General features: G+C 73.0%; 22 protein-coding genes. 12 read left to right on the forward strand and 10 right to left on the reverse strand.

Features of this window, described 5'->3' with window-relative positions; all coding sequences use genetic code 11:
* Positions 1-93 precede the first annotated feature (93 nt).
* The 6 genes from C8K30_RS17715 to C8K30_RS17740 all read right to left on the reverse strand — a co-directional run bounded on the left by C8K30_RS17715 (position 94) and on the right by C8K30_RS17740 (position 6,813).
* Entirely contained in the window at positions 94-3,054 is a 2,961-nt protein-coding gene (locus C8K30_RS17715) for an RNA helicase (protein ID WP_108494207.1), read from the reverse strand.
* Positions 3,055-3,168: 114 nt separating this feature from the next.
* A complete protein-coding gene (gene tatC / locus C8K30_RS17720) occupies positions 3,169-3,942 on the reverse strand; it encodes a twin-arginine translocase subunit TatC (protein WP_369940343.1) in 774 nt (257 codons plus the stop codon).
* Positions 3,943-3,945: 3 nt separating this feature from the next.
* Positions 3,946-4,236 (reverse strand): twin-arginine translocase TatA/TatE family subunit, encoded by a 291-nt coding sequence (gene tatA / locus C8K30_RS17725; protein WP_108494209.1) that lies wholly within the window; start codon positions 4,234-4,236, stop codon positions 3,946-3,948.
* Positions 4,237-4,359: 123 nt separating this feature from the next.
* A complete protein-coding gene (locus C8K30_RS17730; protein ID WP_108494210.1) occupies positions 4,360-4,689 on the reverse strand; it encodes a hypothetical protein in 330 nt (109 codons plus the stop codon).
* 11 nt (positions 4,690-4,700) lie between these two features.
* A complete protein-coding gene (locus tag C8K30_RS17735) occupies positions 4,701-5,732 on the reverse strand; it encodes a YafY family protein (protein WP_108494211.1) in 1,032 nt (343 codons plus the stop codon).
* A complete protein-coding gene (locus tag C8K30_RS17740) occupies positions 5,725-6,813 on the reverse strand; it encodes a YafY family protein (protein WP_108494212.1) in 1,089 nt (362 codons plus the stop codon). Before C8K30_RS17740 ends, C8K30_RS17735 begins: the two co-directional genes overlap by 8 nt.
* 34 nt (positions 6,814-6,847) lie before the next feature.
* On the opposite strand from C8K30_RS17740, the gene C8K30_RS17745 reads away from it, so the two are divergent.
* The 7 genes from C8K30_RS17745 to C8K30_RS17775 are packed head-to-tail and all read left to right on the forward strand — an operon-like array spanning position 6,848 to position 13,030.
* Positions 6,848-8,110 (forward strand): DUF3866 family protein, encoded by a 1,263-nt coding sequence (locus C8K30_RS17745; RefSeq protein ID WP_233257246.1) that lies wholly within the window; start codon positions 6,848-6,850, stop codon positions 8,108-8,110.
* Positions 8,107-8,847, forward strand: a complete 741-nt coding sequence (locus C8K30_RS17750) for a DUF4129 domain-containing protein (RefSeq protein ID WP_108494214.1) — start codon at positions 8,107-8,109, stop codon at positions 8,845-8,847. The genes C8K30_RS17745 and C8K30_RS17750 overlap by 4 nt, the downstream gene beginning before the upstream one ends.
* Positions 8,844-9,389, forward strand: coding sequence for a hypothetical protein (locus tag C8K30_RS17755; RefSeq protein WP_108494215.1), 546 nt, complete (start codon positions 8,844-8,846; stop codon positions 9,387-9,389). The genes C8K30_RS17750 and C8K30_RS17755 overlap by 4 nt, the downstream gene beginning before the upstream one ends.
* The gene (locus C8K30_RS17760) at positions 9,382-10,392 is read left to right on the forward strand and encodes a MoxR family ATPase (protein WP_108494216.1); all 1,011 of its coding nucleotides are present in this window, start codon (positions 9,382-9,384) and stop codon (positions 10,390-10,392) included. The genes C8K30_RS17755 and C8K30_RS17760 overlap by 8 nt, the downstream gene beginning before the upstream one ends.
* The gene (locus tag C8K30_RS17765; protein WP_108494217.1) at positions 10,389-11,780 is read left to right on the forward strand and encodes a DUF58 domain-containing protein; all 1,392 of its coding nucleotides are present in this window, start codon (positions 10,389-10,391) and stop codon (positions 11,778-11,780) included. Before C8K30_RS17760 ends, C8K30_RS17765 begins: the two co-directional genes overlap by 4 nt.
* Positions 11,777-12,385 (forward strand): hypothetical protein, encoded by a 609-nt coding sequence (locus C8K30_RS17770; protein WP_108494218.1) that lies wholly within the window; start codon positions 11,777-11,779, stop codon positions 12,383-12,385. Before C8K30_RS17765 ends, C8K30_RS17770 begins: the two co-directional genes overlap by 4 nt.
* A 9-nt stretch (positions 12,386-12,394) precedes the next feature.
* Entirely contained in the window at positions 12,395-13,030 is a 636-nt protein-coding gene (locus tag C8K30_RS17775) for a GNAT family N-acetyltransferase (RefSeq protein WP_108494219.1), read from the forward strand.
* Positions 13,031-13,093: 63 nt separating this feature from the next.
* On the opposite strand, the gene C8K30_RS17780 is transcribed toward C8K30_RS17775, so the two are convergent.
* Entirely contained in the window at positions 13,094-13,702 is a 609-nt protein-coding gene (locus C8K30_RS17780) for a tyrosine-type recombinase/integrase (RefSeq protein ID WP_233257247.1), read from the reverse strand.
* Positions 13,703-13,765: 63 nt separating this feature from the next.
* Here C8K30_RS17780 and C8K30_RS17785 point away from each other — a divergent pair, with 63 nt between their 5' ends.
* The 4 genes from C8K30_RS17785 to C8K30_RS17800 all read left to right on the forward strand — a co-directional run bounded on the left by C8K30_RS17785 (position 13,766) and on the right by C8K30_RS17800 (position 17,799).
* Positions 13,766-14,437, forward strand: coding sequence for a YigZ family protein (locus C8K30_RS17785; RefSeq protein ID WP_108494221.1), 672 nt, complete (start codon positions 13,766-13,768; stop codon positions 14,435-14,437).
* A gap of 169 nt (positions 14,438-14,606) precedes the next feature.
* Positions 14,607-15,980 (forward strand): ABC transporter substrate-binding protein, encoded by a 1,374-nt coding sequence (locus C8K30_RS17790; RefSeq protein ID WP_108494222.1) that lies wholly within the window; start codon positions 14,607-14,609, stop codon positions 15,978-15,980.
* On the forward strand, positions 15,977-16,954 hold the full coding sequence (locus C8K30_RS17795) for a carbohydrate ABC transporter permease (RefSeq protein ID WP_233257248.1): 978 nt from the start codon (positions 15,977-15,979) through the stop codon (positions 16,952-16,954). The genes C8K30_RS17790 and C8K30_RS17795 overlap by 4 nt, the downstream gene beginning before the upstream one ends.
* Positions 16,951-17,799, forward strand: coding sequence for a carbohydrate ABC transporter permease (locus C8K30_RS17800; protein WP_108494223.1), 849 nt, complete (start codon positions 16,951-16,953; stop codon positions 17,797-17,799). The genes C8K30_RS17795 and C8K30_RS17800 overlap by 4 nt, the downstream gene beginning before the upstream one ends.
* 3 nt (positions 17,800-17,802) lie before the next feature.
* Here the strand turns inward: C8K30_RS17800 and C8K30_RS17805 are convergent, their stop codons facing one another.
* From C8K30_RS17805 to C8K30_RS17815, 3 genes are all read right to left on the reverse strand, one after another.
* Entirely contained in the window at positions 17,803-19,224 is a 1,422-nt protein-coding gene (locus C8K30_RS17805) for a UTP--glucose-1-phosphate uridylyltransferase (protein WP_108494353.1), read from the reverse strand.
* Between the two features lie 43 nt (positions 19,225-19,267).
* Positions 19,268-19,888, reverse strand: coding sequence for an L-threonylcarbamoyladenylate synthase (locus C8K30_RS17810; RefSeq protein ID WP_108494224.1), 621 nt, complete (start codon positions 19,886-19,888; stop codon positions 19,268-19,270).
* Positions 19,889-19,970: 82 nt separating this feature from the next.
* A complete protein-coding gene (locus C8K30_RS17815; protein ID WP_233257249.1) occupies positions 19,971-20,963 on the reverse strand; it encodes a threonine/serine dehydratase in 993 nt (330 codons plus the stop codon).
* Positions 20,964-21,058: 95 nt separating this feature from the next.
* Here C8K30_RS17815 and C8K30_RS17820 point away from each other — a divergent pair, with 95 nt between their 5' ends.
* On the forward strand, positions 21,059-21,979 hold the full coding sequence (locus C8K30_RS17820; protein WP_108494225.1) for a LysR family transcriptional regulator: 921 nt from the start codon (positions 21,059-21,061) through the stop codon (positions 21,977-21,979).
* Positions 21,980-22,038: the final 59 nt, after the last annotated feature.

The raw sequence follows: 22,038 nt of genomic DNA on the forward strand, positions 1-22,038 counted from the left end.
GGTCAGCGGGGCGTCGTCCGCCACAGTCACCCGGCGCTCACCCCCGGTCGCCCGGCGTGTGCTCGCCGGGCGACCGGCAGTGCTGCGGCCTGCTCAGAGGCTGGAGTAGGCCACGACCCCGCGCAGGACCGCGTCCTGTGCCTTGCGTGCGGTCGAGCGCAGCTTGTCCGACGGCGCGGCGCCGCCGAGCTGGTCCAGCACGTCGATGACCTGCTTGCACCAGCGCACGAAGTCGCCGGCGGCGAGGTCGGAGCCGCGCAGCACGCTGTCCAGGCCCTTGCCGGACGCCCACTTGTACATCGCGCCGACCAGGCCCAGGTCGAGCGGTCCGGTGGCCTCGATGCCGTGCGCCTCCTCGAGGTCGTCCACCTCGGACCACACGCGCTGCGTGTCGTCCAGCACGCCCGCGAGGCGGCCGGTCGGCCCGCCGGGGATGTACGGGTCGGGGGCGTCGTCGCGGCGACCCTGGTACACGACGGTGGAGACGACGGCGGCCAGGCCGGCCGGGTCGAGCCCGTCCCACACGCCGCGGCGCAGGCACTCGGCCAGGAGCAGGTCGTTCTCGGCGTACAGGCGGCGCAGCCAGCGGCCGTCGTCGGTCACGCGGATCCGGCCGCTGTTGCCGGCGCTGTGCCCGTTGCTCTGCCCGTTCCCTGCGCCGGTTCCGGTGCCGGTTCGTTGCAGGTAGCCGAGGGTGAGCAGCACGTCGAGGGTGCGGTCGAAGGTGCGGGCGATGGAGCCGGTGCGTCCCTCGACGCGGCGCACGAGCTGGTCGTGCTCTCGCTTGAGCTTGTTCCAGCGTTCGGCCCAGCGGGCGTGGTCGTCGCGCTCGGAGCAGGCGTGGCACGGGTGTGCCTTGAGGGCCCTGCGCAGGCGGGCGAGCTCGGCGTCGGTGGCGGCGTCCGAGCGGCGTCCGACGGGAGTCCTGCCGCCGCGTGCGGCCCTGTTGGCGGGGCTGCTGGTGGAGTGGGCGGAGGGGACGTCGTCGGCCAGGACGCCCAGCGCGTTGCGCATGCTGGAGACGAGGTCGCGGCGGGCGTCGGGCTTGCGGGGGTTGAACGCCTTGGGGATCTTGACGGTGGTGACGGTCTCCAGGCCGTCGGGCGCGTCGGCCAGGGTGAGCTTCTTGACCTGGCGTTCCTGGGTCAGGACCGTGGGGCGGGGCCCGTCGAACCCGCCGGGCTCGCCGGGGTCGAGCACGAGGACGTAGCCGCGCCTGCGCCCGGACGGCACCTCGACGACGTCGCCGCGGCGCAGCTGTTCCAGGGAGGCGACGACCTCGGCCCGGCGGGCGCCGGATGCCGCGCGTGACAGGTCCTTCTCGCGGTCCTTGATGGCGCGGCGCAGCTCCATGTACTCACCGAAGTCGCCTTCGGTGCAGGACATGGCCTTGGCGTACCCGTCGAGGGCTTCGGCGTGCGCCTGGGCCTGCTTGGCCAGGCCGACGACGCCGCGGTCGGCCTGGAACTGCGCGAACGAGGTCTCCAGGACCTCGCGGGCGCGGTCGCGGCCGACCTGGGCGACGAGGTTGACGGCCATGTTGTAGGTGGGCCGGAAGCTGGACTTGAGCGGGTACAGGCGCTTGGACGCGAGGCCGGCCAGCGCCACGGGGTCGAGCGCGGGGTGGTCGACGACGACGGCGTGGCCCTCGATGTCGATGCCGCGGCGTCCGGCGCGGCCGGTGAGCTGGGTGTACTCCCCCGGCGTGACCGGGACGTGGCTGGAGCCGTCCCACTTGACGAGCTTGTCCAGGACCACGGACCGGGCGGGCATGTTGATGCCGAGCGCGAGGGTCTCGGTGGCGAACACGACCTTGACCAGGCCGCGCGAGAACAGCTCCTCGACGGTCTCCTTGAACACCGGAAGCATGCCGGCGTGGTGGGCGGCCACGCCGCGGGCCAGGGCCTGGGACCAGGACCAGTAGCCGAGCACGTCGAGGTCCTCGGGCGGGAGGGCGGCGGTGCGTTCCTCCACGATCGAGCGGATGGTCGCTTCCTCCTGCGGGCTGGTCAGCCGCAGCCCGGCCTTGAGGCACTGGTCGACGGCGGCCTCGCAGCCCGCGCGGGAGAACACGAAGTAGATGGCGGGCAGCAGGGCGTCCGCGTTGAGGGCGTCGATGACGATGAACCGCGGCGGGGTGCGCCGGCTGGGCCCGATGCCCCCTCCGCCGTCGCCGGTGCGTCGCCCGTTGCCGCCGCGGTACCCGCGGTCGCCTCGTCCGCGCCCGCGACCTCGTCCGCCGCCGTGGTCGCCGGGGCGGTTGCCGCCGCGCCCGGACCGGAAGGCCGCGGTCAGGTCGGGGTTGATGGGCGGGCTGGTGCCGGGGTCGGTCGGGTCGACGTGCCCGGCGTACAGGTCCAGGAGGCGCGGCGTGCCGCGCGGTTCCGGCGAGGACATGAGCACGTGCTGCCACAGGGGCACGGGCCGGCGTTCGGAGACGACGACGGCGGTGTCGCCGCGCACCATCTCCAGCCAGTCGCCGAACTCCTCGGCGTTGGACACCGTGGCGCTCAGCGAGACGAGCTGCACGTCGTCGGAGAGGTGGATGATGACCTCTTCCCAGACGGGGCCGCGGAACCGGTCGGCGAGGTAGTGCACCTCGTCCATGACGACGTAGGCGAGCCCGTCCAGGGTGGTGGACCCGGCGTAGAGCATGTTGCGCAGCACCTCGGTGGTCATGACCACCACCGGTGCGTCGCCGTTGATCGTGGAGTCGCCGGTGAGGAGGCCGACGTTCTCGGGGCCGTGGCGGCGCACGAGGTCGGCGTACTTCTGGTTGGACAGGGCCTTGATCGGCGTCGTGTAGAACGCCTTGCGGCCGGAGGCCAGCGCCAGGTGGACGGCGAACTCGCCCACCACGGTCTTTCCCGCCCCGGTCGGGGCCGCGACCAGCACGGCTCGTCCCTGTTCGAGGGCCTCGCAGGCCTGGACCTGGAAGTCGTCGAGCTGGAATCCGATGACCTCCCGGAACCGGCTCAGCTCAGGGTGCTCGGCCACGTGGCGGCTCTGTGACCGGAAGGCCGTGTACCGCTCGGCGGGGCTCAGGTCGCTCATGGGGCACAGCCTACGGTCCGTGTGTGACAGCCGTGTGCGACACCCAGCGGGTGACGAGCAGCGGGGAACGGCGGAGGGTGACAGCCCGCCCCGCCCATCGGGCGGGGCGGGCTGTCAGACCTCGGCGTCCGCCAGTCGCTTCTCGGCGCGCCGGTCATGCATGAGCGATACGCCGACGGCGCCGAAGTAGAGCACGCAGATCGGCAGCGCCACGAGGATCATCGTGAGCGCGTCCGGCGTCGGCGTCGCGATCGCGGCGAACACGAACGCGACGAGGATGGCCCACCGCCAGCCGCCGAGCAGTGCCTTGCCCGACATCAGGCCCGCGAAATTGAGGCCCACCAGCAGCACAGGGGACACGAACGCGACGCCGAACGCCAGCAGGAGCCGCATCACGAGGTCCAGGTACATCTGGGCGTCGGTGAAGTTCGTGGCGTTGTCGGGCAGGAACCCCGTCAGGATCCGCACCGCGTGCGGGATCACCACCCACGCCATGTATGCGCCGCCGAGGAACAGCGGCACGGACGCGCCGACGAACCCGTAGGCGTAGTACTTCTCCCGCTTGTTCAGGCCGGGCGTGATGAACGCCCACACCTGGAACAGCCACCACGGGCACGACAGGAACACGGCAAGGAACAACGCCGCCTTGATCCTCAGGTCCAGCGCCGATGCCGGCCCCGTGAAGTTCAGCGTGACGTCGTTGCCCGTGATCTCCGCGGCGGACACGAGCGGCCGCTGGAGCATGACCAGCAGCGGATCGTAGAGGAACCAGCCGACGATCGCCCCGGCCAGGAGCCCCGCCGCGATGAGAACAAAACGCTTCCGAAGCTCGAGAAGATGCTCGAGCAGAGGCATCCGGCCGTCGGACGACCGCCCCGTACGTGCCACCGGTCAGGCCTTGGGGGCGTCGCCGCCCTTGTCCGCCGGTGAACCCGTGCCCGAGCTCGTCGTCGAGCCGGTGGAGGAACCCGTCGGCGCATCCGCCGTCCGGTCGGCAACCTTGCCGTCGTCCGCGTCGGTCTTGCCATCGGCCTTGTCGTCGCGCAGCTCGTTGATCTCCTTCTTGAAGATCTTCATCGACTGACCCACGCTCTTGGCCAGACCCGGAAGCCGCGCCGTACCGAAGAGCAGCAGGACGATGACGAGGATGAGGACCCAGTGCTGCCACTGCATGGCGCCCATGGTGTAACTCCATTCGGATAAATGCGGTGTCCAGGTCGATCCTATGCGCGATCGACGCCGCGATGGTACGACGACTCCTGTGTGACACGGTGACCACCGGGTGAACGGCCGGTTCCCCGAGACCTAGTCGTTGAAGTGCTTCCACTTCTGCCACGTCGCCACGTTCCTCGCCCGGCGCGCGTCCTTGCGCCCCGCACGGGCCACCCGCTGCGCGTTGACGCGCTGGTAGTGGATCGTCACGTCGTCGAACAGGCTCGGGCCCGCGTGCTGCGTCGCCGTCTCCCGCGCCCGGTCCGACAGCTCCTGCAGCCGGTCGGCCGACTCGCCGATCCGACGCGAAGCCCGGCCCAGCTCCTGCATCAGGCCCTTCGCCGACCGCCACAGCGAGCGGGCCAGGAAGAACGCTCCGACGAGGCTGCCAATGATCAGCAGGGTCCACACCCAGAACCACATGGTCGCTCAGCCTAGTGCGGATTCGGCGATGTGGCTGCGTCTGCGGCCGTCACCCGGTCCGCATCCCAGGAACCAGCACCCGCTCCATACACCGCCAGCGCCTGTGCGGCGGCGCCCGCGACGTCGTCGGCCAACGCCCTGGGCGAGACGGACCGCACGTACGGGGCGAGCCGGATCAGGGAGCTGCGCAACCAGCCCGGGTTGGTCACCCGCAGGGTCACCTCGAAGTCGCCGTCGGGCAGGTTACGCACCGACTCCACCGGGGTCTCCTCCGCGAACCACCGCGCCCGCGGCGCGAACCGGATCGTCGCCAGCGGCGACGAACCACCCGCGAACAAGGCACCGAAATCAATCTCCGACGGCTCCCCCGGATGGGACCGCACCGGGATGTCCGTCTCCGTGGCCTCCAGGATGCGGTCCACCCGGAACGTTCGCGGCGCCTCGGCCCGGTAGCACCAGGCCGCGAGGTAGGCGAACTCGTCCTGCGTGTGCAGCCGCACCGGGTCCACGTCCCGCTCGCTGACCACGTCCGACGACGTCACGTACCTGATCCGCAACCGGTGCCGCGCCGCCAGCGCCGACGAGATCGCCGACACCACCTGCCGGTCCCCGCCCGGCGCGAGCCGCACGTCCACGGCGCTCGCGGCCTCGCCGGTGGCGTCGGTGAGCTTGCGCAGGGCGGACTCGACGACGGCGGAGCGTGCGGGGTCGGCCTTGACGGCGTCGGTGGCCTTCATGGCCCGCAGGGCCGCGACCAGGGCGACCGCTTCGCGGGTGCCGAGCCGCAGGGGTCTGGTCATGCCGCGGGCCTCGGTGAGGTGCACGACGCCGCGGTCGATGGACGCGGCGTCGAAGTCGATGAGGTCGTCGGGCCAGTACCCGGGGGTGCCGGAGACCCAGAGCGCGTCGACGTCCTTCTGGATCTGTGCGGGTGTGGTCCCGAACCTCCTGGCGAGGTCGGCCACGGAGACCGGGCCGGCGCCGTCGAGGTAGGCGACGATGCCGAGCAGGCGCAGGAGCCGGTCGTCGGCGCGCTCAGCCACGGGACGCCTCCGTCCCGGTGCCCGGTACAGCGGTGCCTGCGGCCGTGCCGAGCGCTGCCGCGGCGGTGAGCCGGCGCAGGGTCTCGGCCCGGACGGGTTCGGGTTCGAGCACGACGAGCGCGGCGCCGTACCCGGCGGCCTCGGACGCCATGCCGGTCAGGGACCGGTAGGGCACCTGCAGGATGTCCCAGCCGGCCGGATCACCGACGGGGCCGCCGGCGCCACCGCCTGGTCCGGCCAGGCGTTCGGTGTAGGCCGCGCGCTCGCCGTCGGGCACGGCCTTGGCGCGGGCGCGCAGGGCCCCGGCACGTTCGGGGCGGACGGCGACTACCGCCTCCTTGACCTCGCCGTGGGCCTTGCCGAGCATGACGTCGGTCTCGAAGTCGGGGATCTCGTAGGCGTTCGCCGGGCCGGTGACGCGGACGCGGGACTCGATGCGGGACATGCGGAACACGCGGGGTGCCTGCCGGTCGCGGTCGAAGCACATGAGGTACCAGCCGCCGTCGCGCGCCGCGATGCGCCAGGGCTCGGCGTGCCGGGTCAGGACCGTCCCGTTGTACGCGGCGCGGTAGGCGAACGTGACCACGCGGCGGGCCTCGATCGCCTCCATGAGGGGCCCGTAGGCGTCGCCGACGGCGCGCACGGACGGCGCGAGCCCGGCCAGCGCGTCGGCGGACGGGTCCCCGGCTCCGGCGGCGCGGAGCTTGACCATGGCGCGCGTGATGTCGGTCTGCAAGGTCTTGTCCTGCCAGAATTGGGCCGCCAGGGACAGCACGCCGAGCTCGGCCGGCGTGAGGTCGATCGACGGCAGCGCGTAGGCGTCCTGGTCGATCCGGTACCCGAGCTCGTCGGTGTGCCCGCCGGTGCCGACCGTCACCACGGGGACGCCCAGGGCCCGCAGCATGTCCTTGTCCCGCTCGAACATCCGCTCGAACGCCTCGTCGCTGGGCGCGTCGGAGTAGCCGGCGACGGCGGTGCGCACCTGCTGCTTGGTCATTGCCGCGTTCGTGTTCACGAGCGCGATGACGAGGTTCAGGAGCCGCTCGGCGGGGTTCAGGGTGGGGGGCAGGTCGGTGGACATCAGGGCAACGCTATCGTTGGGTAGCCTCCACGGTGTGATGACGTGGCGGATCGGGACCGTGATTTCCACAGGCAAGGCGTGGCGGGGTGCCCTCGAGCTCGAGGTGACGCTGAACCGGCCCTTGCCCGGCCGGGCGGTCGAGGGCACGGCCGCGGGTGGAGCCGACGGCGCCGTCGCGCCCGTGACCGTGCGCGCGCTGGCGTACACGGACCTCGTCGGCGAGCCCGTCCCGGGTGACGCCCTGCTGCTGAACGTGTCCGCCCTGGCGCGCGGGCTGGGCACCGGCGGGTACGCCCTAGTCGTCGGCCCGGCGGCCGGCACGACCAGCCTCCCGCCGGACCCGCCCGTCGGACCGGGCCACCTGGTCAAGGCCCGGTACACCCCCCTGCAGACCATGGTGCTCGGCGTCGACGAGCAGGAGTCGCCCCACCACGCCACCCTGGCCGACGCCGACAGCCTCGACGGCCTGCCCGTCGTCGTCGCGGACCTGCACTCCGCACTGCCCGCCGTGGTCGCAGGGCTGCGCCACGCCGCCGCCGTGTCCGGCACCGCTCCCGACACGCTGAAGGTCGCCTACGTCATGACCGACGGCGGCGCCCTGCCCGCCGCGTTCTCCCGCACCATCGCCGCCCTGCGGGAGACCGGCTGGCTCACCACCTGCGTCACCGTCGGCCAGGCCTACGGCGGCGACCTCGAAGCCGTCACCGTGCACACCGGCCTCCTGGCCGCCAGGCACGTCGCCGGGTGCGACGTCGCGATCGTCACCCAGGGCCCCGGCAACCTCGGCACCGGCACCCGCTGGGGCTACTCCGGCGTCGCCGCCGGCGAAGCCGTCAACGCCGCCGCCGCCCTCGGCGGCCGGCCCGTCGCCTCCCTGCGCGTGTCCGGCGCCGACCCCCGCGACCGGCACCTCGGCATCTCCCACCACTCCCTGACCGCCTACGGCCGCGTCGCCCTCGCCCCCGCCGACATCCCCGTCCCGGCCCCCACCGCCGACGTCGAGAACCTGCCCGCCTGGGGCGCCGACCTCACCCACCGCATCCACGAACAGGCCCGATCGCTGGTACCGCCCGCTGAGACCAGCCGAAACGCCGCCCGGCACACCCTCGTCGACATCCCCGCCGACACCACCCTCCTCGACACCCTGCGCACCTCCCCCGCCGGGCTACGCACCATGGGCCGCAGCCTCGATCGCGACCCCGCCTCCTTCGTCGCAGCCGCCGTCGCAGGCCTCCACGCCCACCACCTCACGACCACCGACACCCCAGCAGCCCGCAACCCGGCACAGCCCGCATGAAAGCCACCACCCGCCTGGCCATCACCTGCGCACTCGTCGCCACAGTGGTCCTCGGCGCCGCCACCGCCACCCCCTGGCAGCTCAGCCCGCCCCAGCTACCCACCCCGGAGCTCTCCATCCCCCAGGCCCAGCCCAGCACATCCAGCGACCCCAGCCCGTCCCCGGCCCCGGCGCAGCAACCCCCTCCGCTCGACACCCGCTGGATCGTCCTGGTCGCCACCGTCCTCCTCGGACTCCTGGTCGCCGCCATCATCACGGCCGCCGTACGGCAGCTCCTCGCCACCCACCGCGAACGCACCAGCACCAAACCCGACAACCTCGCCGCCGGCACAGCCGCAGGCAGCATCGGCACCGACGTCGACCTCCCCGAGCTGCAGGACGCCGTCACCCGCGCCCTCGCCCACCTCGACGGCCACGCCCGCCCCCGCGACGCCGTCATCGCCGCCTGGGTAGCCCTCGAAGAAGCCGCCGAACGCGCAGGCACCCACCGCGACCCCGCCCAGACCCCCACCGAGTTCGCCGGAACCGTCCTGGCCGCCACCCCCGCACCACCCACCGCCGTCAACCGGCTACGCACCCTCTACCAACGCGCCCGCTTCACCGACCGGCCCATCGACCGCCCCGCCGTCGACCAGGCCCGGACGGCGCTCGCCGACATCGCCCGCAGCCTCGACGTCCACGAGCCCGCCCTCGACCCTCCCGCCAACCGCACCGACAGCGAGCGGGACCCCGCGTGAGGCCCTGGAACCGGCGGCGCATCGTCACCGTCACGACAGTGACCGGCCTGATCGCCGCAGGGCTCGTCTTCTGGCAGATCATCAGCCTCTGGCACGCCATCGCAGCCGTGGCGCTCGCCGTCGCCGCGAGCGTCCTGTGGTCCGGGACCGAGGCCACCGTCGACGACCCGCAGTGGCCACCCGTCGCCATCGAGGCCCGCGCCGGCGGGCGGCACGACGTGTCCGACCTCGGCTGGTCCGTGTTCGGCCGCGACGGACTCATCACCGACCGGGTGGTGCGCCGCGTGCGGGCACTCGCCGCGGACCGGCTGCGCGCGCACGGCGTCGACCCGTCCGACCCCGCCGCCCGGCCCGACGCCGAACGCCTGCTCGGCGCCCGCGTCCACCGGCAGCTCCTGTCCCACGCACCGCCGACGGCGCGCACCATGCAGACCTGGCTCGACGCGATCGAACGCCTGGGCGCCGCGCCCACCACCGCGCCCGCCGTCGTGCCCACTGCCGCGCCCACCACCGTGCCCACCACCGAGGAGAACCGTGCCTGACCCGAACACCCTCAGCCCGAACACGCCGGACACCCCCGGCCCCCTCCCCGTCGCCGACGTCGCGGCACTGGGCGAACGAGTCCTCGCCGAGGTCGGCACCGCCGTCGTCGGCATGCGCGACGCACTCCAGGTAGCCCTGGCCACCATCCTCGCCGGCGGACACGTGCTCTTCGAGGACGTCCCCGGCCTCGGCAAGACCCTCGCCGCCCGCTCCCTCGCCACCGCCCTCGGCCTCGACTTCGCCCGCCTGCAGTGCACCCCCGACCTGCTCCCCGCAGACATCACCGGCTCCTCCGTGTTCGACCCCGCCACCCGCACCTTCGAGTTCCGCCCCGGCCCCGTCTTCACCGGCCTCTTCCTCGCCGACGAGATCAACCGCACCGCCCCCAAGACCCAGTCCGCACTCCTCGAAGCCATGGCCGAACGCCAGGTCTCCATCGAAGGCACCAGCCGCCCCCTGCCCAACCCCTTCCACGTCCTGGCCACCTCCAACCCCGTCGAGTACGAAGGCACCTACCCCCTGCCCGAAGCCCAGCTCGACCGCTTCATGGTCCGCCTCGCCATCGGCTACCCCGACACCACCCAAGAAGCAGAAGTCCTCACCCGCCGCCTCGCCCGCCGACAAGAAGCCGCACCCGTACGCAAGGTCGTCGACCCCACCACCGTCCTCGCCATGCAAGCCGGAACCGAAGCCGTCCCCATCGACCCCGACGTCGTCCGCTACTGCGTCGACCTCACCGCCGCCACCCGCGGCCACCACGCCCTCGAAGTCGGCGCCTCACCCCGCGGATCACAGAACCTCGTCCTCCTCGCCCGCGCCATCGCCGTCCTCGACGGACGCGACTACGTACTCCCCGAAGACGTCAAACGCGTCGCCGTACCCGTCCTCGCCCACCGCATCACCCTCACCCCCACCGCCTGGGCATCCGCCACCCGCCCCGAAACCATCGTCACCGACCTCCTGCACACCGTGCCCACACCCACCACGGTCCCCACCCGATGACCATCGGCGGCATCATCGTCGCCCGCGGACGAACCCCCCAGGGCAAACCAGCCGACGGACACCACGGCTGGCGCCCCACCTCCGCACACACCGCCGCCGTCGTCACCGGCGTCATCCTCCTCGGAACCGGCGTACTCGCAGGCCGCGCCGACATCGCCCTCATCGGCGTCCCCGCCCTCCTCACCGCAGCCTGGGCCCACGCCACCCGCCCCCAGGCACCCCAGCACGGAACCCTCCACGAACCCGAGACCCCCGCCACAGCAGGCGAGCTCACCGCCACCCTCCACCTCACCACCCCCGACACCGCCGACATCACCCACCTCCGCATCAAAGCCGCAGGCCACCGCACCACCCACGTGGCGCTCGCGGCGCGCTCGCGCGCTGAGGAACCCGGCGAGCGGCGCGTCCCGCTCCGGCTCTCCTCCGTGCGCACCGGACCGCAGGAGACGTTCGCCATCGACCTGCGCGCGTCCCGGCACGGCACCTGGGAGCAGGAGCCGATCGAGGTCGGCGGGGCGAGCCGCCTCGTGCTGCCGGCCGCGGCACCCCTGGGCCGGCTGCCGCTGCCGCAGCGCCTGCGCGGCCTGACCGGCCCGCACTCGTCGCGCCGGCTGGGCGACGGCTCCGAGCTGCGCGACATCCACCCCTTCACGCCCGGCGACCGGCTGCGCCGGATCGACTGGCGAACCACCGCGCGCCGGTCGCCCGACCTCGACACGCTGTACGTGCGCCGCACGTACGCCACCGCCGAGGCGACGGCGGTGCTCGTCGTGGACTCCCGCGACGACGTCGGGCCGGACCTGCGGACCTGGCGCGGCTACGGCACGCTCCGCGTCGACGAGCCGACGTCGCTCGACCTCGCCCGGCACGCCGCCGCCTCCGTGGCCCGCGCGCTCCTCGAGGCGGGCGACCGGGTAGGCCTGGAGGACCTGGCCCGCCGACGTCGTCCGCTCCCGCCCGCGGCCGGGCGCCGGCACCTGCGCCGTGTGGTGCACGGCCTGGCGCTGGCCCACCCGAGAGACCGGGCAGCGGGGCACCGGGTCCGCCCGCCGCAGGTCCCGGCCGATGCGATCGTCTACCTGTTCACCACCGTGCTCGACGACGAGCCGCTCCACCTGGTGCGCACCTGGCGGGCCAAGGGCCACCCCGTGGTCGTCGTCGACACCCTGCCGGACGTGCACCCCATCGCCGAGAACCACCTGTGGATCGCGTGGCGCATCGCCCGCATGGAACGCGAGGACCGGCTGGCCGCCCTGGAACGCGAGGCGGTACCCGTGCTGCGCTGGGCAGGACAGGAGCGCGAACGAGCCGCCGTGCGGTTCGAGGCCCTGGCCCGGGCCGCGCAGCGGCACGTACCCGGCCGGGTCCCGGGGACGGCAGCGCCATGATCCGCAACGCCTGGACCGAGCGGGTGTGGGCCCGTCTCAAGCTCCACCTGGCCGACCCGGCCAGACGGCCCCTGCCCGAGGTGACCGTCGAGACCGGCCCCACCGTGCGCGGCTGGGTGCTACGCGCCGCCCTCCTGGTGCTCGTGCCCCTGCTGGTCCTCACCGCCGCCTCCCGCACGCCGGGTCTGTCGACGGCGCTCGTCTGGCCCACGGTGGCCCTGTGCACGGGCCTCGTCGTGCTGCGCCCTACCCCCACGACGGCGGGCGGCGTCGTCGTGGTGTCCGGCGTGCTCGTGTGGGGCTTCACCGCCGAGCCGTTCGACCCGTGGTCGCTCCTCGTCGCGCTGCTCGCCTACCTCGTGGTCCGGCTGACCTGGTGGGCGGCGCACGTCCCGTTCGGCGGACGCGCGGAGGTCGCGGCCCTGCTGACCGGCTGGCGGCGCGACGTCGTCGTCCTGGGTGGGACCGGTCTCCTCGGCGGGCTCGCGATGCTCGCCTCCGGGGCGACCGTACCGGGCGCCGTCCTGCTCGCCGCGCTCGCCGTGGCCGGGATCGCGTTCGTCGCGCTGGCGACCGGCTCCGACCAGGCCCCGCCGGCGCGTTAGGGTTCCGGGGTGACCGAGCCCTACATCCGCCCGTACCGCGTCGCCGACCGCGCCGACGTCGCCGACATCTGCGTCCGCACCGCCGCGGCCGGCGGCGACGCGCGCGGCGTCTACTCGTCCGACCTGCTCATGCCCGACGTGTACGCGCTGCCGTACGTGGACCACTCCCCCGACCTCGCCTGGGTAGTCGAGCACGAGGGCCGCGCCACCGGGTACATCATCGCGGCCGCCGACACCCTGGCGTTCGCCGACTGGTGGGCACGCGAGTGGACGCCGGGCTTCGTCGCCCGGCACCCCGCGCCCGGCCCTGCCACCGGCCGCAACCCGGGCTACACCGAGGCCCAGCTCCTGCACGACGGCGCCGACCCCCAGCGCATGGTCCGCGGCCTGCGCCACGGCGAGCTCACGACGCACCCCGCGCACCTGCACATCGACCTGCTGCCCGTGCTCCAGCGCCGGGGCCTGGGCTCCCGCCTCATCGACACGCTCCGCGCGGCCCTCGCGGAGCGCGGCGTGCCGGGCGTGCACCTCGGCTACGCGGCCGAGAACACCGCGGCCCGGGTGTTCTACGACCGGTACGGCTTCGCGGAGCTCCCGTCCTCAACCCCCCAGGCGCCGCTGCTCGGGATCGCAACCACCTCCTGACCCCTTCGTCGAGTGCTGGATATTCGCCCTCCTGGCACACGGAAAAGGGCGAATATCCAGCACTCAACGTTCTTCCTGGGCGGCGTCCGTCCAGGCGCGGCGGATCTGCTCGAAGCGGGTGGGTAGCGGCGGGCGCAGGGCGCCATAGCGGGCGTTGGTGCGGTGCACGAAACGGCGCCACGAGAGCACCAGCCCCTGCCGGGTGATCGGCAGGCCGGACGCGACGGTGGTCCCGTTGTCGTGGGTGTGGTGCACGGTGAGCAGCAGCGCCCGCGGGATCGATCCCTCCAGCTCGGACGCGAGCTCCTCGCGCACCATCATCCAGTGCCTGAGCAGCACCACCAGGTCGGCCGGCAGCAGATGCCGCCGCGGCGTGCGGTGCTTGCCGTGCCGTACCAGCACGCTCCCCTCGGACGCCTTGGCGCGCGCCGGACCGAGGTCGATGTCCTCGACGCGCACTCGCAGCAGGTCGCCGTACCGGGCACCGGTCGCGCGCACCAGCCCCGTGATCACCGCCAGCCGTGCCATCTCCGGCTTCGCGCCCGGCCGCATCGCCTCCGTGGACAGCTCACGCCACACCCACTCGGCCTCATTGAGGGTCACCGGTGGTCGCGGGTACCGGCCGAGCTCTCCGCTCCGTGCTTCCGGTGAGGGTGTATCGCTACTGGTCATGGGTGTAAATCTACGCTTGGCACACTATTAATCAAGGGAGAAACGCCGGGATACGCTCTTTCGGTGGACCTCCCGAGCACGATCGCCCGCCCCGTCGACCACGAGCTGGTCATCAAGAAGTCGCGGTTCCTGGCCCACCTCGCCCCCGTCGGCAGCGTCGCGGAGGCCGACGCCGTCATCGCCCGCCTCCGCAAGGAGCTGTGGGACGCGCGCCACCACTGCGTCGCGCTGGTCCTCGGCACGCACGCCGACGGTGCGGGCCTGACCGCCCGCTCCTCCGACGACGGCGAGCCCAGCGGCACCGCGGGCGTCCCGATGCTGGAGGTGCTCAGGCACCGGCACGTCACGGACCTGGTCGCCGTCGTCACCCGGTACTTCGGGGGCGTGAAGCTCGGGGCGGGCGGGCTCGTCCGGGCCTACTCGGGCGCGGTGACCGCGGCGCTCGACGTCGCCGCCTCCTCGGGGGCGATGCTCCGCCGGGAGCTCCTCCTCGAGGTCGAGGTGCCAGTCCCCCACGCGGACGCCGGCCGCATCGACAACGTCCTGCGCGACTGGGCGGCCTCGCACGGCTCGGTCATCGAGCCACCGGCCTACGACGCCGTCGCGCACCTGAACCTGCTGGTCCCCAAGGACCAGCTCGAGTCCCTGTTCGCCGACGTCGCTGCCGCCTCGGCAGGCACCCTCGCCCCCACCATCGGCGACGCCCGTGTGGTGGCCATGCCTGTCCACCCGTAGTGACCCCTACACACTGCGCGCCGTCGTCGGCGTGTCGCGTGCAGCGTGTAGGGGTCGCCTTCGCTGCCCGGCGACCCCGGCCCACCGGCGCGTCGTCCTTGACTGGCCCCGCACGCGGGTGAAGTCTCTGGGGCACCCCCGCTCCGAGGCACCCCGCAGAGGAGAGTCCATGCACCGTCGCATCCGCTCGTCCGCCGTCGTCGTCGCACTGACCGCCACCGCTGCCCTCCTCGCCGCCTGCGGCGCACCCGCCGCAGAGGAAGAGCAGGCAGAGCCCATCACCTTCTGGACGCCGCAGTCCACGCCCGAGCGGGTGGCCGCGCAGGAAGCGGTCGCCGCGCGGTTCACCGAGGAGACCGGCATCGAGGTCGACGTCGTCCCGCTCGCGGCGGCCGACCAGGACCAGGCCCTGGTCACTGGCGCCGCCTCGGGCGAGGTGCCCGACGTGATCCTGGCCGGCGCCTCGCAGGTCACCTCCTGGCAGGCCCAGGGGCTGCTCGACACGGACGTCGTCCAGGAGGCGATGGACACGCTGGACCCGGCCACCTTCAACGAGAACGCGCTCGGCGCGGTCACGGTGGACGGCGTGGCGGCGGCCGTCCCGAGCGACGGCTGGGTGCACCTCATCGCCTACCGCACCGACCTGCTCGAGGAGGCGGGGGTCGCGGTACCCACCACCGTAGCCGAGCTCGCCGACGCCGCTACCACCGTCAAGCAGGAGCTGGACGTCACGGGCATCGCCCTGGGCACGCAGTCGGGGACAGCATCGGCTACGGAGGGCATCGAGTCGATCTTCCAGTCGGCGGGCTGCGAGCTCGTGTCCGACGGCGCGGTCACCATCGACTCGCCCGAGTGCACCGAGGCCGCCGGCTACTTCAAGGAGCTGCGCGACTCGTCGGTCGCCGGCGACTACGACGTCGAGTCCGCGCGCGCCGCGTACCTGGCCGGCGACGCCGCGATGCTGCTCTTCTCGACCCACATCCTCGACGAGCTGGCGGACCTCGACGAGGCGGTGCCGCCTTCGTGCAAGGAGTGCGCCGACGCCCCGGCGTTCCTCGCGGAGAGCTCCGGCTTCATCACGGTGCTCGACGAGGCTCACCCGGCCCAGTTCGGCGCGACCCTCGCCTACGCGGTCCCCGCCCACGCCGACAGCCCCGAGGCGCGCCAGTACATCGAGTACGTCCTGGGCGAGGGCTACGCGGACACGCTCGCCGTCGCCACCGAGGGCAGGCTCCCGCTGCGCACCGGGACGCCGGAGAACCCGACCGAGTACCTCGACGCGTGGGGCGACCTGGGCTTCGGGCCGAAGGTCGAGTCCTCGGTCGCCGAGGTGTACGGCGACGACCTGGTCGCCGCCATGGGTGACGGCATGGCCGCCGTCGCCCGGTGGGGCCAGGGCACGCCCGACGCGACGCTCGCCGGCCTGGTGGCCACCCAGGGCACGCTCGCCCAGCAGCTCGACCCGCTGTACCAGGGCACCGACCCCGCCGAGGTGACCCGGCAGATGGCCACAGAGGTGACGGCGCTGCAGCAGGACCAGTGACGGCCCGCTCGAGGACGGCCAGCCCGGCGACCGCGCGCCCGCCAAAGGTTCGCCTGACCACGCAGGCCCAGCGGACCAACCGCTCGGGGTGGCTGCTCGTCTCCCCGTCCCTTGCGGTGGTGGGCCTGGTGGTCCTGCTGCCGTTCGCGCTGGTGGTCGTGTTCGGGTTCTCCGACATCCGCCTGGTCGACATCCCCTACCTCGGGACGGAGCCCATCGAGTGGACCTTGGACAACTTCCGCGGGGCGATGGCGTCGCAGGCCTTCTGGGGTGCCCTGTGGACCACTGTCCTGTACGCGGGGCTGACCGCCGTCGGCTCCCTGGCCGTGGGGCTTGTGCTCGCGCTGGCGCTGCGGCGGCCGTTCGCCGGACGTGGACTGGTCCGGGCCCTGCTACTGGTGCCGTACGTGCTGCCGGTCGTCGCGGCCGCGACCATCTGGAGGACGATGCTCAACCCGCAGTACGGCGTGGTGAACGCGTTCGGCCGCGCCTATCTGGGGTGGGACACGCCGGTGGGCTTCCTCAGCACCACCACCGCCGACGTCTGGGGCATCCCCGTACCCGTCGCCCTGCTGGTCGTGGTGCTGTTCGACATCTGGAAGTCGGCGCCGCTCGCGTTCCTGTTCCTCACCGCCCGGCTGCAGTCGGTGCCCGGCGAGATCGAGGAGGCCGCCGCGCTCGACGGCGCGAACCGGCGGCAGGCCCTGCGGTTCATCCTGCTGCCGCAGCTGCGGGCCGTGGCGCTGCTGCTCCTGCTGCTGCGGTTCATCTGGTCGTTCCAGAGCTTCGACGACGTCTACCTGCTCACCGAGGGCGCCGGGAGCACCCAGGTCATGGCCATCCAGGTCTACACCGAGCTCGTCACCAAGGCCGACATCGGCAGCGCGGCCGCGTTCGGGCTGCTCATGAGCCTGATCCTGGGCGTGCTCCTGATCGGGTACGTGGTGCTGTCCCGACGGACGGACGAGTCATGAGCGGCGCCCGCCCCACCCGCGCGGCGCGCGCAGGCCGCGCCCTCGTGGTCGCGATCGCACTGCTGTGGTCGCTGGGCCCGGTCGCGTACGGCGTCGTGCTGTCCATGCGCCCGTACGCGGAGGTGACGCGCGACCCGCTGGGCCTGCCGTCCGGGCTGGACCTGTCCGCCTTCGCCACGGCCATGCGGGACGAGGCGGACGGCGGGTTCGGGCTCGGCCGGTTCGTGCTCAACTCGCTGGGCGTCGCCGCGGGGACCGTCGTGCTGAGCATCGTGGTCTGCATACTCGGCGCGTACGCAGCGGCCCGGCTGCGCTACCGCGGCCGGGCGCTGACGAACGGCATCATCCTGGCGGTCTACCTGTTCCCCGGGATCGTGCTGGCCGTGCCGAAGTTCGTGATCCTGTCCCGGCTGGGTCTGACCAGCTCCCTGATCGGGCTGCTCATCGTCTACGTCGCGGCCACGGTCCCGGTCGCGCTGTACATGATGCGGAACTTCTTCCTGGCACTGCCGCAGAGCGTCGAGGAGGCCGCGATCATGGACGGCTGCACCCTGGGCCAGCTCCTGGTCCGGGTGGTGCTGCCGATCGCCGTCCCTGGCGTGGTCGCCACCGCGATCTACGTGTTCATGATCGCCTGGAACGAGTACTTCTACGCCCTGCTGTTCCTGGTGCAGCACCGCGAGCGCTGGACGGCGCCGCTCGGCATCGCCCAGCTCGGCGACTTCCAGGTGCCGGTCACGGTGCTCCTGGCCGGCTCGATCGCGGTGACCGTTCCGGTGGTGATCGTCTTCTTCCTTGCCCAGCGGTACATCGTCTCGGGCCTGGTCCAAGGCGCGGAGAGGTAGGGCTCAGAAGCCTTCCGGTCCCACCGTCGCGCCGTCGGGCACCGTGCCGCCCTCCCCCGCGAGCTCCGCCTTTCCTTCGGCCCGAACACCCGCGCCGAAGGTCCAGTCGCCGCGGACCGTCAGGGAGTCCGCGTCGCGCAGCGACGGCGCGCCCGCGGCGAACCGCTCGGTGAAGCCGTCGATCAGCTTGTAGTGGTCCTTGTCGAGGTCGACCAGGGGCGCGGGCGCCTGCGCCTCGAGCAGGTAGTCCGGCGTCAGGGCGTAGATGTCCGAGCGCAGGACGAGCAGGTCGTTCGTCGTCTTGACCGGCAGGAACCGCGACCGCTCGACCTCGATCGCCGTCGCGCCCTCGAAGACGGCGACGGCGGCGCCCATCGCGGACTCGATCTGGACCACCTTCGGCGACGACGAGTCGGCCGGGTCCACGGTCTTGTCGTTGCGGATCAGCGGCAGCTCGAGCACACCCGAGGTCCGCTCCAGCTCGGCGGCGAGCGCCTCCAGGTCGAACCAGAGGTTGTTGGTGTGGAAGAACGGGTGGCGGGTGGGGTCCAGCGACGCGGCGACGTCGTCGGGGTGGGTCTGCGCGGTCTCGCGCTGGACGATGCGGCCGTCGGCCTTGCGGATGACGAGCTGGCCGCCCTTGACGTCGGCCGGCGTCTTGCGGCAGAGCTCGGCGGCGTAGGGGGCGCCGGAGGCGGCGAACCACCCGGCGATGGTGGCGTCGGGGGTGGCGCCGAGGTTGTCGGAGTTGGACACGCACATGTACCGGAAGCCGGCTTCGAGGAGGGCGACGACGACGCCGGAGGCGTGCAGGGCCGGGTAGAGGTCGCCGTGTCCCGGCGGGCACCACTCGAGGTCGGGATCGCGCTCCCAGACGACGGGCGTGAGGTCGTTGCTGAGGAGCTTGGGCTCGCGGTTCTGCAGGAAGTCGACGGGCAGGCCGTCCACGGCGACGTCGGGGTACCGCTCGAGGGCGGCGAGCGTGTCGTCGCGGGTGCGGAACGAGTTCATGAACAGGAGCGGGAGGCGGGCTCCGGTGGCCTGCCGGGCGGCGCGGACCTGACCGACGATGATGTCGAGGAAGGTCAGGATCTCACCGGCGCCGCCGGGCGCCTCGCGCACGGGCAGGAGCGACTTTGCCTGGTCCATGCCCATGGAGGTGCCGAGCCCGCCGTTGAGCTTGAGCATCGCGGTGCGCGCGAGGGCGGCGGACGCGTCGTCGTCGCTGATGGTCAGCTCGGCGCGGCTCGGGATGTCTACGAGCGGGTCGATGTCGTCCTCGCGGATCAGACCGGTCTCGCCCGACTCCAGCAGGTGGTAGAACCGCGTGAACGTCTCGATCGCGGCGGGGGCCACGCCTGCTTCGGTCATCTTGGTGCGGGCCTGCTCGAGCCCGGGGGCCTCGGCGGTGGGAGCGTCCGTCATGGCCACAGGTTATTCGACGCCGGTGACACTCTGTAGGCCGGTGTCACTCGAAGCGGGAGGAGTCGCCCGCGCCCGCGCGCACCACCTGCGGGTAGCCGTCGGACCAGTCGACGACAGTGGTCGGCTCGGTCCCGGCGTCCCCGCCGTCGACGACGGCGTCGAGCACGTGGTCGAGCTCCTCCTTGATGGTCCAGCCGTCGGTCATGGGCTCGGCCTGGTCCGGGAGGATCAGCGTGGAGGACAGCAGGGGTTCCCCGAGCTCGCGCAGCAGCGCCTGGGTGACGGCGGAGTCGGGGATGCGCACGCCCACCGTCTTCTTCTTGGGGTGCGCGAGCCTGCGGGGTACTTCCGAGGTGGCCGGGAGGATGAACGTGTATGGCCCTGGGGTGGCTGCCTTGATGGCCCGGAACGCGGAGTTGTCGAGCTTCACGAGCTGGCCGAGCTGCGCGAAGTCCGAGCACACCAGCGTGAAGTGGTGCTTGTCGTCGAGCCTCCGGATGCTGCGGATCCGGTCCGCGCCGTCGTGGTACTCCATGCGGCAGCCCAGCGCGTAGGAGGAGTCGGTCGGGTAGGCGACCAGGGCGTCGTCGCGCAACATGGCGACGACCTGCGCGATCGTGCGCGGCTGGGGGTCGACAGGGTGGACGTCGAAGTAGCGGGCCATGCGCCCGAGCCTAGTCGGGCGCATGGTCGGTTGCCTGGTCGGGCGCGTTGCCGGGCACGTGCCCGGACGCGTGGTCCGGCGCTCAGGCCAGGGCGCGGCGCAGTTCGTCCGCGCTGGCGTTCCCACCGGTGCAGACGACGCCGACGCGGCGCCCCGCGAACCGCCCCGGGTCGGCCAGGACCGCCGCGAGCGCGGCAGCGCCCGCGCCCTCGGCGACGGTGCGCGCGCCGGTGAGGTACAGCTGCTGGGCGGCGGTGATCTGCTCGTCGGTGACGAGCACGAAGTCGGTGAGGTCCTGGCGCATCAGCGCCTGGGTGATCTCGAACCCGCAGCCGACGGCGAGGCCCTCCGCGCGGGTGGTGTTCTCGCGCTCCACGAGGACCCCGGTGTGCCAGGAGTCGTGCGCCGCGGGCGAGGCAGCGGACTGGACGCCGATCACCTCGGTGCGAGGGGCGACGGCGGCCGCGACGAGGCCGGCCGCCGCGGCGCCGGACCCGCCGCCGACGGGCACCACGAGCACGTCGAGGCCGGGTGCCTGCTGGAACAGCTCGAGGTACAGGGTGCCGACTCCGGCGATGATGGCTGGCTCGTTCGCGGCGCCCACGAGGCGGGCGCCGGACGCCTCGGCCAGCGCGGTCGCCTGGGCGCGGGCGTCGTCGAAGGTGGCGCCGTGCAGCAGGACGTCGGCGCCCTGGTCCAGCACGGCCCGCAGCTTCACGGGGTTGGGGTCGTCGGGCATGACGATGGTGCAGGCGGTCCCGGTGAGGCGGGCGGAATAGGCGACACCCTGCGCGTGGTTTCCCGTGGAGTAGGCGACGACGCCGCGGGCGCGCTCGGCGTCGGACATCGAGAGCAGGAGGTTGCTCGCGCCGCGGGCCTTGAAGGCGCCGGTGCGCTGCAGGTTCTCGTGCTTGACGACGACGGCGGCGCCGGCGGCGCGATCGAGGTCGGGGTACTCCCCCACCGGTGTCCGGACCACCATGCCGTCCAGGCGCGACTGCGCGACGAGGACGTCGGCGATGGTCGGGAGCCCTGCCTCCGTCGTCGGCGTGGGTGGTGCGGTCGCAAGCATCATGAACCCAGCGTGACCCGCACATGACCCATAGGTCCAATACTTGTTACGTTGACTTTCCATCGATGGCGCCTATCCTTCTGCGCTAGCCTGGGGACATGACCGCAGAGCTCGACCTGACCCGGCTGCGCGTCCTCGCGGCGGTGGCCCGTACCGGCTCCGTCACGGCAGCAGCGAAGGAGCTGCACTACGCGCAGCCGTCCGTGAGCCACCACCTGTCCCGCCTCGAGGCAGACGCGGGGATCCCCCTGCTGCAGCGCCACGGGCGCGGCGTCCGCCTCACCGAGGCCGGGCGCCTGCTCGCCAGCCGCGCCGAGGAGATCCTCGGCCGCGTCGAGGGCGCCCGCCGTGAGCTCGACGCCCTGGCCGGCCTGCGTGCGGGCCGGGCCCGCCTCGCCGCCTTTCCCTCCGCCCTGGCCACCCTCGTGCCCGACGCCGTCTCGCGCCTCGTGCAGGAGCATCCAGGCCTCTCCGTGGGCCTGGTCGAGCACGAGCCGCCGGACGCCGTCGCCGCCCTGCAGTCCGGGGCGGTCGACGTCGCGCTGGTGTTCGAGCACATCGACGTGCGCCACGCTCGCTCCATGGACGACCTGTCCCGCTTCGAGTCGACCACGATCCTCGACGAGCCCGTCAACCTCGTCACCGCGGCGGACCTCGACGCCGCGCCGATGCCCGGCTCGGTCCCTGACCTGAAGGCACTGCACGACGCCGAGTGGATCGCCGGCTGCGAACGCTGTCGCGCCGACCTGGTCGCCCGTTGCGCCGCGGTCGGCTTCGCCCCCCGCATCGCGTTCGAGACCGACGACTACGTGGCCGTGCAGGCCCTGGTCGCCGCCGGGGCGGGCGTGAGCCTCCTGCCCGGCCTCACCCTCCTCGCCCACCGCCACCCGGGGATCGCCACCGCTCCCCTGCCGGGCGCGCTCCGGCGTGTCATGGCCCTGACTGTCGGCCCGCCCGCCCCGCCAGCGGCGGCCCTGATTCGGCAGCTCGTGGCCGCAGGCGCTAACGTCCCCGTGTGACCACGGCCACAGAGCCCGAGCCGGGCGACCTGGGCGACCCGGGCGACCTGACAGACCCG

The organism is Promicromonospora sp. AC04, from assembly GCF_003058225.1.
GTDB lineage: Bacteria > Actinomycetota > Actinomycetes > Actinomycetales > Cellulomonadaceae > Promicromonospora.

Bases quoted from the DNA above. Each gene is read 5' to 3' on its own strand.
- C8K30_RS17750 (WP_108494214.1), top strand. From the start codon at position 8,107: ATGAAAGCCACCACCCGCCTGGCCATCACCTGCGCACTCGTCGCCACA.
- C8K30_RS17715 (WP_108494207.1), bottom strand. From the start codon at position 3,054: ATGAGCGACCTGAGCCCCGCCGAGCGGTACACGGCCTTCCGGTCACAG.
- tatA (WP_108494209.1), bottom strand. From the start codon at position 4,236: ATGGGCGCCATGCAGTGGCAGCACTGGGTCCTCATCCTCGTCATCGTC.
- C8K30_RS17820 (WP_108494225.1), top strand. From the start codon at position 21,059: ATGACCGCAGAGCTCGACCTGACCCGGCTGCGCGTCCTCGCGGCGGTG.
- C8K30_RS17810 (WP_108494224.1), bottom strand. From the start codon at position 19,888: ATGGCCCGCTACTTCGACGTCCACCCTGTCGACCCCCAGCCGCGCACG.
- C8K30_RS17805 (WP_108494353.1), bottom strand. From the start codon at position 19,224: ATGACGGACGCTCCCACCGCCGAGGCCCCCGGGCTCGAGCAGGCCCGC.
- C8K30_RS17770 (WP_108494218.1), top strand. From the start codon at position 11,777: ATGATCCGCAACGCCTGGACCGAGCGGGTGTGGGCCCGTCTCAAGCTC.
- C8K30_RS17730 (WP_108494210.1), bottom strand. From the start codon at position 4,689: ATGTGGTTCTGGGTGTGGACCCTGCTGATCATTGGCAGCCTCGTCGGA.
- C8K30_RS17790 (WP_108494222.1), top strand. From the start codon at position 14,607: ATGCACCGTCGCATCCGCTCGTCCGCCGTCGTCGTCGCACTGACCGCC.
- C8K30_RS17740 (WP_108494212.1), bottom strand. From the start codon at position 6,813: ATGTCCACCGACCTGCCCCCCACCCTGAACCCCGCCGAGCGGCTCCTG.
- C8K30_RS17780 (WP_233257247.1), bottom strand. From the start codon at position 13,702: ATGACCAGTAGCGATACACCCTCACCGGAAGCACGGAGCGGAGAGCTC.
- C8K30_RS17765 (WP_108494217.1), top strand. From the start codon at position 10,389: ATGACCATCGGCGGCATCATCGTCGCCCGCGGACGAACCCCCCAGGGC.
- C8K30_RS17800 (WP_108494223.1), top strand. From the start codon at position 16,951: ATGAGCGGCGCCCGCCCCACCCGCGCGGCGCGCGCAGGCCGCGCCCTC.
- C8K30_RS17815 (WP_233257249.1), bottom strand. From the start codon at position 20,963: ATGATGCTTGCGACCGCACCACCCACGCCGACGACGGAGGCAGGGCTC.